The organism is Nocardia macrotermitis (assembly GCF_009604405.1).
Taxonomy (GTDB): Bacteria; Actinomycetota; Actinomycetes; order Mycobacteriales; family Mycobacteriaceae; genus Nocardia; species Nocardia macrotermitis.
This window is the reverse complement of the sequence record NZ_WEGK01000017.1, coordinates 137867-147299: the sequence shown is the minus strand read 5'-3', so window position 1 is coordinate 147299 and position 9433 is coordinate 137867. Positions and strand designations below refer to the sequence as shown.

15 protein-coding genes are annotated in these 9433 nt (G+C 64.7%); 2 read left to right on the top strand and 13 right to left on the bottom strand.

The genetic code is table 11. From position 1 onward, the window contains the following. Position 1 precedes the first annotated feature (1 nt). The 12 genes from NRB20_RS31015 to rpsH all read right to left on the bottom strand — a co-directional run bounded on the left by NRB20_RS31015 (position 2) and on the right by rpsH (position 7695). On the bottom strand, positions 2-514 hold the full coding sequence (locus NRB20_RS31015) for a YbaB/EbfC family nucleoid-associated protein (protein ID WP_227834036.1): 513 nt from the start codon (positions 512-514) through the stop codon (positions 2-4). A 17-nt stretch (positions 515-531) separates the two neighbouring features. Then, positions 532-855: a WXG100 family type VII secretion target gene (locus NRB20_RS31010; RefSeq protein ID WP_153414953.1), complete on the bottom strand. Its 324-nt coding sequence runs from the start codon at positions 853-855 to the stop codon at positions 532-534. 224 nt (positions 856-1079) lie between these two features. Beyond that, a complete protein-coding gene (locus NRB20_RS31005; protein WP_153414952.1) occupies positions 1080-1853 on the bottom strand; it encodes a DUF6585 family protein in 774 nt (257 codons plus the stop codon). Between the two features lie 288 nt (positions 1854-2141). After that, positions 2142-2942: a type I methionyl aminopeptidase gene (map, locus tag NRB20_RS31000; RefSeq protein WP_153414951.1), complete on the bottom strand. Its 801-nt coding sequence runs from the start codon at positions 2940-2942 to the stop codon at positions 2142-2144. Between the two features lie 5 nt (positions 2943-2947). Continuing rightward, the gene (locus NRB20_RS30995; RefSeq protein ID WP_319945614.1) at positions 2948-3493 is read right to left on the bottom strand and encodes an adenylate kinase; all 546 of its coding nucleotides are present in this window, start codon (positions 3491-3493) and stop codon (positions 2948-2950) included. Further along, positions 3490-4815 (bottom strand): preprotein translocase subunit SecY, encoded by a 1326-nt coding sequence (secY, locus tag NRB20_RS30990; protein WP_319945613.1) that lies wholly within the window; start codon positions 4813-4815, stop codon positions 3490-3492. Before secY ends, NRB20_RS30995 begins: the two co-directional genes overlap by 4 nt. Positions 4816-5003: 188 nt before the next feature. Continuing rightward, positions 5004-5450 carry a 50S ribosomal protein L15 gene (rplO, locus tag NRB20_RS30985; protein WP_153414950.1) on the bottom strand — a complete coding sequence of 149 codons (447 nt, stop codon included), beginning with the start codon at positions 5448-5450 and terminating at the stop codon, positions 5004-5006. After that, positions 5447-5632: a 50S ribosomal protein L30 gene (gene rpmD / locus NRB20_RS30980; RefSeq protein WP_153414949.1), complete on the bottom strand. Its 186-nt coding sequence runs from the start codon at positions 5630-5632 to the stop codon at positions 5447-5449. Before rpmD ends, rplO begins: the two co-directional genes overlap by 4 nt. 2 nt (positions 5633-5634) lie before the next feature. Further along, positions 5635-6282: a 30S ribosomal protein S5 gene (gene rpsE / locus NRB20_RS30975; protein ID WP_040818518.1), complete on the bottom strand. Its 648-nt coding sequence runs from the start codon at positions 6280-6282 to the stop codon at positions 5635-5637. A gap of 49 nt (positions 6283-6331) precedes the next feature. Further along, positions 6332-6739 (bottom strand): 50S ribosomal protein L18, encoded by a 408-nt coding sequence (gene rplR / locus NRB20_RS30970; protein WP_153414948.1) that lies wholly within the window; start codon positions 6737-6739, stop codon positions 6332-6334. A 3-nt stretch (positions 6740-6742) separates the two neighbouring features. After that, positions 6743-7282, bottom strand: coding sequence for a 50S ribosomal protein L6 (gene rplF / locus NRB20_RS30965; protein ID WP_153414947.1), 540 nt, complete (start codon positions 7280-7282; stop codon positions 6743-6745). Between the two features lie 14 nt (positions 7283-7296). After that, positions 7297-7695 carry a 30S ribosomal protein S8 gene (gene rpsH / locus NRB20_RS30960; protein WP_153414946.1) on the bottom strand — a complete coding sequence of 133 codons (399 nt, stop codon included), beginning with the start codon at positions 7693-7695 and terminating at the stop codon, positions 7297-7299. 316 nt (positions 7696-8011) lie between these two features. Here rpsH and NRB20_RS30955 point away from each other — a divergent pair, with 316 nt between their 5' ends. Together NRB20_RS30955 and NRB20_RS30950 are read left to right on the top strand one after the other, a co-directional pair. After that, entirely contained in the window at positions 8012-8266 is a 255-nt protein-coding gene (locus NRB20_RS30955; protein WP_153414945.1) for a type II toxin-antitoxin system Phd/YefM family antitoxin, read from the top strand. After that, positions 8263-8661, top strand: a complete 399-nt coding sequence (locus tag NRB20_RS30950; protein ID WP_319945612.1) for a type II toxin-antitoxin system VapC family toxin — start codon at positions 8263-8265, stop codon at positions 8659-8661. The genes NRB20_RS30955 and NRB20_RS30950 overlap by 4 nt, the downstream gene beginning before the upstream one ends. A 55-nt stretch (positions 8662-8716) precedes the next feature. On the opposite strand, the gene NRB20_RS30945 is transcribed toward NRB20_RS30950, so the two are convergent. After that, entirely contained in the window at positions 8717-9121 is a 405-nt protein-coding gene (locus NRB20_RS30945; protein ID WP_153414943.1) for a hypothetical protein, read from the bottom strand. Positions 9122-9433 lie beyond the last annotated feature (312 nt).

The window sequence follows — 9433 nt, the reverse complement described above, 5'->3', positions numbered from 1 at the left end:
ATCACCAACCGGCTTCCGTGGTCCGATGCTGCACTTCGTGATCGTGGTCGTACGACTCCACGTCGGTGAACTGCATCTCGTCCGCGCCGGGTAGCGGGTTGCGCTCGGCCGAATTCGGCGATTTCAGTGAGGGTTCCGGCGGTGTGGGCAGCTCACCGCGCAGATCGGGCATGCCCTCGATCAGATCGGTGAGTTTCGGCAAGCGGGATTGCTGACTTCGCAACGGCGACATCAGATCCCGGTTCTTCGCGGCCAGATCCTGGGCCGCCAGTTGCGCGGCCTCGGTGACCGCCTTGGCGATCGCCGAATACCCGAGATTCTCGATGCCCGGCCCGAATTTGGTCTCCACCACCACCCCGTCGGCATTCACGCTGACGGTCACGCGCTTGTTGGAAACCGTTGCGGTGCCGACCAATTGGGCACGCTCATGCTGAATGCGAGCCACGGTGCGCAACTGTTCCTGCGCGTCGGAGACGATCGATTCCAGCTCGGCCCTGTCGAACTCGTATGCCATTGCTCACCGAACCGACATCACTCGTTGAACGTGACATACACCGCGGCGGTGCCGTGCTCGGTGGTCTCGATCTTGTCCGCGCTCTGGGACTGCCCGCTCGAGTAGCTGTCGAAGGTCTTCTCGAACTGCCCGGCGCCGGTGATCATGTTCTGCTTCGCGGTGAGATACCCCTTCTCACCATCGGCGAACTGGTGGCCCAGCGAATCGTCACCCCACGGCTGACCGCGACCGGCCAGCGCCGATTGCAGGGTGGTGATGACATCCCCGATCCGGTCCCGCACCTCACCGGTTTTGACCGCCGCCCTGCGCAACTGCTCCGGATCGACCTTGACCGTCGTCATCGTCGCTCCCCTCTCCTCGCACCGGCGCGCGGGCACATCACCCCGACGCGCTGTCACATTGACGCATCATCGACGATGACAGCCGTCGGCTAATCCCCCATTGCGCCCACATGAACGAGGAGTAGACGAAATGCAAATCGGCACAACCAATCCTGGGAACAGGACCTACCTGCGACGATGCCCGACGTGCGAATGACGGTGCGGCGCGCGGGTTCCGGCGCGGCTCAGCCGGCGGCGCCGCTGACGGACGTGGCGTGCAATCGCTCGGCCAACGCCCGGAACACCACATAGTTCGGCATCAGGCACAGCGGCAGCGATTCCAGCGGCTGCGCCCGCCCCCGCACCCGCACGCTCAACCAGCCGCCGACCACGGCCAGATCGCCGATCTGCGACCACGGCACCGATTCCGATCCCGTGCCGAGTTCCCTCGCGGTCAACCACATCGGGGCGAAGTCCAGTCGCTTCCCGGCATCCAGCGCCGCCTGCGCGGTCGGCAACTGAGCCTGCAGAATGCCCTGTTCGATCTCCACGCCCCACTGCCGCGGACATTCGATCCCGTGCCGCAGCACCACGGGTGCGCCATCGGTGTCCACGATCGTGTACCGGTACGAATCCCCGTCCGCGGCAGCGTCTTTCGTGGCATGCACGATCTTGCGACGCACCGTCGTGCTGTCGTACCGGACCACCCGGACCTGCCCCTCGCCCGAGGCGACCACCCCGTGCTCGTACAGATCCAGCCGACTCTCACGCCGATGCACCGCCCCGGACCGGCTCAGATCCCACAGCGACCAGGCCCCGCCCGCCAGCAGCGCCACCACCCCGACCACGCCCATCGCGGGAACCCCGACGACGAAACCGATCGCCGCGACCATGATCGCGGCCGCGAGCACCACGGCCTCGGCCAGTGGCCGCCGCACATCCGCGGGCCCCGGCCGATACGTCCGCCGATACCGCCCGAGCTGCTCGCGCTCGGCCGCCTCGCCGATCGCCTGGGTCACCCCCGAGTCACCGCCCGATGTCACCACGAAGGGGTGCCCAGCGCACACCCGATCCACACCTGTTCATCGCGCAATTCACATCGGAAAATATCCGGTACGAACAAGGCACCCACTCCAACCTGTGAAGTGGGTGCCCAGTCGAACTCGATATGTGGTTGTTCCGCAGGTGGCGACGGGATTCGCGAGCTGTCCCGGACGCAGCCTCCCGCAGTGCCTACTCCGGCCGCGGTGTCAGAATCCGCGGACCGTCCTCGGTCACCGCCAATCGGACGCAGCTTCCCGCAGTGCCTACTCCGGCCGCGGTGTCAGAATCCGCGGACCGTCCTCGGTCACCGCCACGGTGTGTTCCCAGTGCGCCGCCCGAGTCCCATCGGTGGTCACCACGGTCCAGTCGTCACCGAGCACCTTGGTCTGTGTGGTCCCCAACGTCAGCATCGGCTCGATCGCCAGCACCGACCCGACGACCAGCCGAGGCCCGCGCCCCGGCGCGCCCTCGTTCGCCAGGAACGGATCCATGTGCATCTCCCGGCCGATGGCGTGCCCGCCGTACCCGTCGACGATGCCGTAGGACCGCCCGTGCTCCTGTTCGGCCGCGCGCGTCCCCAACTCGATCGCATGCGAGATATCGGTGAGCCGATTCCCCGGCACCATCGCGGCGATCCCGGCGTCCATGGACAACCGGGTCGCGTCGCTCAGCAGCCGATCGGCCTCGATGATCTCGCCGACGCCGAACGTCCACGCCGAATCACCGTGCCAGCCCTCGAGAATGGCGCCGCAGTCGATGGATACCAGATCGCCCTCGGCGAGCACCTCGTCCGCAACCGGAATCCCGTGCACCACACGATCATTGACCGAGGAGCAGATCGACCCCGGAAAGCCGTGGTACCCCTTGAACGAGGGCACCGCACCGGCATCCCGGATGACCTGCTCGGCGACCTCGTCCAACTCCAGCGTGGAGACGCCCGGCTTCGCCGCGGCACGCACCGCGACCAGGGCCCGGCCCACGACCGCACCCGCCGCCGCCATCGCGTCCAGCTCGCCGGAGGTGCGGAACGGCACCACCTTCTTGTTCTTGCGGCCGAAGACCATTCGCGTCAGCGACCCAGCGCCCGCAGCACGCGACCGTTGACCTCGTCGACCTCACCGACACCGTCCACGGTGACGACCAGCCCGTCGTAGTGCTCGAGCAACGGCGCGGTCTCCGACTGGTACACGTGCATCCGGTTCCGGATGACGTCCTCGGTGTCGTCCGAACGACCACGACCCAGCATGCGCCCGACCACGACGTCCTCGGCGACCTCGATGCTGATCACGGCGGTGAGCTCGTGCCCGGCCTCCTTGAGCATCTGCTCCAGGGCCTCGGCCTGATCGACCGTGCGCGGATAGCCGTCCAGGACGAAACCCTTCACCGCGTCCGGTTCGGCGATGCGGGATTCCACCATGCGGTTGGTGACGTCGCTGGGCACCAGATTGCCCGCGTCGATGTACCGCTGCGCCTCGCGACCGAGCGGGGTCTGCTGCGAGATGTTCGCACGGAACAGGTTCCCGGTGGAGATGTGCGGGACACCCAGCTTGTCCGACAGTAGTTCGGCTTGCGTGCCCTTGCCGGCGCCCGGCGGACCTAGGAGTACGAGTCTCACTTGAGGAACCCTTCGTAATTTCTGTTCATCAGCTGGCTCTCGATCTGTTTCACCGTATCGAGGCCCACACTCACGACGATCAGGATCGATGTACCACCGAACGGCAGCTGACTCCCGGCCCCACCGGACCCGCCGATGTCCAGGAACAGGTTCGGCAGTACTGCCACAGCGCCCAGATAGATGGAACCGGGCAGGGTGATTCGGCTCAGTACCCGAGTCAGATAGTCCGCGGTCGGCTTACCCGGGCGATATCCGGGAATGAAACCACCGAACTTCTTCATCTCGTCCGCGCGTTCCTCCGGACTGAAGGTGATCGCGACGTAGAAGTAGGTGAAGAACACGATCAATATGAAATAGATCGCGACATAAACAGGATTACCCGGATTGACCAGGTATTCCTGAATGATCTTCTGCCACCAGCTGCCCGTACCGCCCGAATGCCCCTGGGTGAGCTGCGCCACCAGGTTCGGCAGATACAGCAGCGAGGACGCGAAGATCACCGGGATCACACCGGCCTGGTTGACCTTCAACGGCAGATAGGTCGACGAGCCGCCGTACATCTTGCGCCCGACAACACGTTTGGCGTACTGCACCGGAATCCGGCGCTGGCCCTGCTCGACGAAGATGACACCGACGACCACCACCAGCGCCGCCACGATGACCGTCCCGAAGATCAGTCCACCGCGGCTGTCCAGGATGCCCTTGCCCTGCGCGGGCAGTCGCGCGGCGATACCGGCGAAGATCAACAGCGACATACCGTTTCCGATACCGCGCTCGGTGATCAACTCGCCCAGCCACATCACCAGGGCCGCACCGGCGGTCATCACCAGCACGATGATGATCATGCCGAAAATGCCCTTGTCGGTGAGGATGTCCTGATCGCAGCCGCGCAGCAGCAGCTTGCGGGAGGCCAGCGCCACCAGACCGGTGGCCTGCAGAATCGCCAGCGCCACCGACAGGTAGCGGGTGTACTGCGTCATCTTGTTCTGGCCGGCCTGGCCTTCTTTGTGCAGTTCCTCGAAGCGCGGAATGACCACACGCAACAACTGGATGATGATGCTCGCGGTGATGTACGGCATGATGCCGATCGCGAACACCGAGAGTTGCAGTAGCGCACCACCGGAGAACATATTGATGAGCTGGTAGATACCAGCGTCACCACCACCGTTGACGACGTCGACGCAGTGCTTGACAGCCTTGTAGTCGACACCGGGCGACGGCAGCGCCGCACCGATGCGGTACAGCGCGATCAGGCCCAGCGTGAAGAGAATCTTCCGCCGTAGGTCCGGGGTCCGGAAAGCCGACACGAAGGCGGAAAGCACAGATCCTCCTGGCTAACGACATGTTGGGTCATGCCCGGGTTTCGACAGGTCTTGGCAGACAACACTTGAACTCTAACAGCGACGCCGGACGGGCTCTCACCCGTCCGGCGACCTGTGTAGTACTGCGACGTACGCGAGGCGTTCACGTGGCCTTTCGCCACGTTACCGCCCCGCCGCACCGGTTACTGTCAGCCCAGCTCGGTGGCGGTGCCACCGGCCGCGGTGATCTTCTCCTTGGCCGAGCCGGAGAACTTGTCGACGCTGACCTGAACGGCCACGCCGATCTCGCCCTCGCCGAGGACCTTCACCAGTTCGTTCTTGCGCACGGCGCCGGCGGCGACCAGTTCGGCCTTGCCGATCTCGCCACCCTGCGGGAACAGCCGGGCGATATCGCCGACGTTCACCACCTGGTACTCGACGCGGAACGGGTTGGTGAAGCCCTTGAGCTTCGGCAGCCGCATGTGCAGCGGCATCTGGCCACCCTCGAAGCGGGCGGGGACGTTCTTGCGAGCCTTCGTACCCTTGGTACCGCGGCCCGCGGTCTTGCCCTTGGAACCCTCACCGCGACCGACGCGGATCTTGTCCTTCTTCGAGCCCGCTGCCGGGCGCAGGTGGTGGAGCTTGATCGGGGTCATGCGTTTACCTCCTCAACGGTAACGAGGTGGCGCACGACGTTGACCAGACCACGGTTCTGGGCGTTGTCCTCACGGACGACGCTCTGCCGGATCTTGCGCAGGCCGAGGGTGCGCAGCGAATCACGCTGGTTCGCCTTCGCGCCGATTGTGCTCTTGATCTGGGTGATCTTCAGCTGTGCCATGTCTAGACTCCCTGTCCGGCACGTGCACGCAGCATGCCCGCGGGAGCCACGTCCTCGATCGGCAGACCGCGGCGGGCGGCGACCTCTTCGGGACGCTGGAGCATCTTCAGGGCCGCAACGGTGGCGTGCACGACGTTGATGGCGTTGTCGCTACCCAGCGACTTGGCCAGAATGTCGTGGATACCGGCGCATTCCAGCACCGCGCGAGCCGCGCCACCCGCGATCACACCGGTACCGGGCGAGGCCGGACGCAGCATGACCACACCGGCGGCCGCCTCACCCTGCACGGGGTGGGTGATGGTGGAGCCGATCATCGGGACGCGGAAGAAGCCCTTGCGAGCCTCCTCGACACCCTTCTGGATGGCCGCGGGAACTTCCTTGGCCTTGCCGTAGCCGACGCCGACCAGACCGTTGCCGTCGCCCACGATCACCAGGGCGGTGAAGCTGAAGCGACGACCACCCTTCACGACCTTGGAGACGCGGTTGATCGCGACTACGCGCTCGAGCTGGTTCTTCTCGGCGGCGTTGTCACGCCCACCGCGATCACCGCGACGGTCACGACCGCCGCCACGTTCCTGACGGCCGCCCTCGGGGCCGCTGTTCTGTCCGGCGGGTCCGTTGCCGCCGTCACGCCGCTGACGTCCCGGCATCAGACGTTCCTTCCGTTCAGGGTCATTCGGTTCACGAGCTGAGTCTGCATCAGAACTTCAACCCGCCTTCGCGCGCGGCATCGGCCAGTGCGGCGATGCGGCCGTGGTAGTCGTGGCCACCGCGGTCGAACACCGCGGCCTCGACACCGGCGGCCTTGGCGCGGGCGGCGAGCAGCTCGCCGACCTTGCGGCCCTTGGCGGTCTTGTCGCCCTCGAGCGCACGCACGTCGGCCTCGATCGAGGAGGCGGCGGCGATGGTCTTGCCGGCCGAGTCGTCGATGAGCTGGGCGTGCAGGTGCCGCGAGGAGCGGTTGACCACCAGGCGCGGACGCTCGGTGGTGCCGGCGACCTTCTTGCGCAGCCGGAAGTGGCGACGGACCTTGGCGTTACGCCGACGAGTCGACGCGTCCTTGCCGAGTGGCTTGCGCGCGGACTTCTGAGCTTCTGTTTGTGCCATGGCTTACTTACCCGTCTTTCCGACCTTGCGGCGAACGACCTCACCGGCGTAGCGGATGCCCTTGCCCTTGTACGGGTCGGGCTTGCGCAGGCCGTGGATCACCGCGGCGATCTGGCCGACCTTCTGCTTGTCGATACCCGCGACCGAGAACTTGGTGGGCGACTCCACCGCGAAGGTGATGCCCTCGGGGGCCTCGATCGGCACCGGGTGGCTGTAGCCCAGGGCGAACTCGAGGTTCGAGCCCTTGGCCTGCACGCGGTAACCGACGCCGAAGATTTCCATCTTCTTCTCGTAGCCCTTGGTCACGCCCTCGATCATGTTCGAGACCAGGGTGCGGGTCAGGCCGTGCAGGGAGCGGTTGCGGCGCTCGTCGTCCGGACGGACGACCTCGAGCTCGCCACTCTCGGCCTTGCTGATGCTGATGGGCTCGGCGACGACGTGCGACAGGGTGCCCTTGGGCCCCTTGACCGCGACGTTCTGGCCCTCGATGGTGACCTCGACGCCGGCGGGAACGGTGATCGGCTTCTTACCGATACGCGACATTGTCCTGACCTCCCTTACCAGACGTAGGCGAGGACTTCGCCGCCCACGCCCTGCTGCTTGGCCTGACGGTCGGTCAGCAGGCCGGTCGACGTGGAGATGATGGCCACGCCGAGGCCGCCCAGGACCTTGGGCAAGTTGGTGGACTTCGCGTACACACGCAGACCCGGCTTGGACACGCGGCGCACGCCCTGCAGGCTGCGCTCACGGCTGGGGCCGTACTTGAGGTCCACGATGAGGGTCTTGCCCACGTTCGCGTCCTCGGTCCGGTAATCGGAGATGTAACCCTCACGCTTGAGAATCTCGGCGATGTTCGCCTTGAGCTTCGAGTGCGGAGCCTTCACCTGGTCGTGGTACGCCGAGTTGGCGTTGCGCAGACGGGTCAGGAAGTCTGCGATCGGATCTGTCATGGTCATACGTGACCGCTAACCTTTCTCGCCACGGTTCCCATACAGCACCCGCACACGCGAGTAGTGGGCCTATGACAATTCGGCTGGTCCGGCCGACCTTCTGTCGACCGAATGAAGTGCATGTCCCCCGAGCCCCGCGCACGCCACAACGCACACAGACCTACCCAGGCAACTGGACCAGTGTAGACAAGCCCACTACCAGGACAAAATCGGGCCCGACCGGACTCCAGCCCTGTGACCGACCCCACTCGGGCTCACCGTACGAAGTACCCCACCGAGGCAAATGTAGACATACGTAGACAATGCTCGATAACCTGGCCGTATGAAGACGATTTCCGTGGGTGAGCTACGCCAGAACCCTGCCGAAATGGTCGCCGACGTGGAATCCGGCGAGGTCTACGAGTTGACCAGACACAATCAACGGGTCGGCTTCATCGTTCCGGCAACCACGTCATCGCACCTCATCGCGCCACGGGCAACCGAGGGTGGAGCGCACACCCGGGACATCGCCCGGCACGAGCTTCGATCCGCCGCGAGCGTCGACGAGTTGCTGGAGTCCGAAAAGGGCGATTGGTGACCGATTACTACCTCGACACCTCGGTCGCCGTCAGGATCATCCTCGGACATTCACCCGAGGCCGCAACCTGGTTCGACAACGCCACCGCCAGCCGATCCGACCGAGTGATCTCCTCCCGGCTCCTGCGCACCGAGATCACCAGAGTCCTTCGCCGCGAAGGACTTCCGGTTGCCGCCCGCGACCAGATCATCGACTACGTCCACCTGGTCGCGGTCGACCACGCGGTCCTGAACGAGGCGGAAGCGATCATCTCGCACATTCGCACACTCGACGCCATCCACCTCGCGTCCGCACTCCGTTGCGGCCTGGACGAACTCGTCATCGTCACCCACGACAAGAACATGACCCACGTCGCCGAACAACTCGGCTTCCCCATCCACGACCCGGTCCACTGAAACACCATGCAGGAATATCAAGAATTTAGAGTAAATAGAGCAAACAAGAGTCGAGTCAGTCTCCCCGGATCGCCTGCAGCGGACCACGACCGTCTTCGAGCAGCCAGAAGGTCCACCCGTTACGATTCGAGTTCACCCGCGGATTGAGGTCCTCGACGACCGCTCTCGCAGCCGCACTCGGAGTCTTGTAACTTCTGCCCCCGAGCCTTCCGGACGTGATATCGATACGCTTCGTAGCGACGTCGTAGCTCCCGGTAATTCGATAACCGTCGTACGTCACATAGACGCCGACCAGCCTGTCACCGCCGGATGACTCTGCCACCGGCGCGGCAGGCTCCCGTTCCGCACTCGCATCCGCAACCATCTTCTCGACCACCGCCCCAGGGGTCGAACCCGTAAGTCGCGCAACGAGTACGAGCTTCTCGTAGGTGTCTCTCCCCACCTCGATCGTATGCTTCATCGCCCCTCCATAGGCCTGTTGACTACAGGTAGTATAGGAGGTAAATCAGAGAACTGCAAGTAAATATCATAATTATAAGCGAATTAGAGATGAAGCGCGGAACGTGAACGCGGAACGTCATCTGACGCGAGTGGCGTTCCGCAGCGACAATCGACAAGCGATGAACGAATCCAACGGCCGAAGTTCGACGGAATTACGAATCACCAAGTCTCGTAATAATTTCCGTGGTGTGCGGCATATCCGCCACGACACAACGCGACACCCGCACCGAAGCTCCAGCGGACCGCTCCGGCCGATCGCCGATCCACCGCA

Bases quoted from the DNA above. Each gene is read 5' to 3' on its own strand.
- NRB20_RS31015 (WP_227834036.1), bottom strand. From the start codon at position 514: ATGGCATACGAGTTCGACAGGGCCGAGCTGGAATCGATCGTCTCCGAC.
- NRB20_RS31010 (WP_153414953.1), bottom strand. From the start codon at position 855: ATGACGACGGTCAAGGTCGATCCGGAGCAGTTGCGCAGGGCGGCGGTC.
- map (WP_153414951.1), bottom strand. From the start codon at position 2,942: ATGGTCTTCGGCCGCAAGAACAAGAAGGTGGTGCCGTTCCGCACCTCC.
- rplO (WP_153414950.1), bottom strand. From the start codon at position 5,450: ATGACCCCGATCAAGCTCCACCACCTGCGCCCGGCAGCGGGCTCGAAG.
- rpmD (WP_153414949.1), bottom strand. From the start codon at position 5,632: ATGGCACAGCTGAAGATCACCCAGATCAAGAGCACAATCGGCGCGAAG.
- rpsE (WP_040818518.1), bottom strand. From the start codon at position 6,282: ATGCCGGGACGTCAGCGGCGTGACGGCGGCAACGGACCCGCCGGACAG.
- rplR (WP_153414948.1), bottom strand. From the start codon at position 6,739: ATGGCACAAACAGAAGCTCAGAAGTCCGCGCGCAAGCCACTCGGCAAG.
- rplF (WP_153414947.1), bottom strand. From the start codon at position 7,282: ATGTCGCGTATCGGTAAGAAGCCGATCACCGTTCCCGCCGGCGTCGAG.
- rpsH (WP_153414946.1), bottom strand. From the start codon at position 7,695: ATGACCATGACAGATCCGATCGCAGACTTCCTGACCCGTCTGCGCAAC.
- NRB20_RS30955 (WP_153414945.1), top strand. From the start codon at position 8,012: ATGAAGACGATTTCCGTGGGTGAGCTACGCCAGAACCCTGCCGAAATG.
- NRB20_RS30945 (WP_153414943.1), bottom strand. From the start codon at position 9,121: ATGAAGCATACGATCGAGGTGGGGAGAGACACCTACGAGAAGCTCGTA.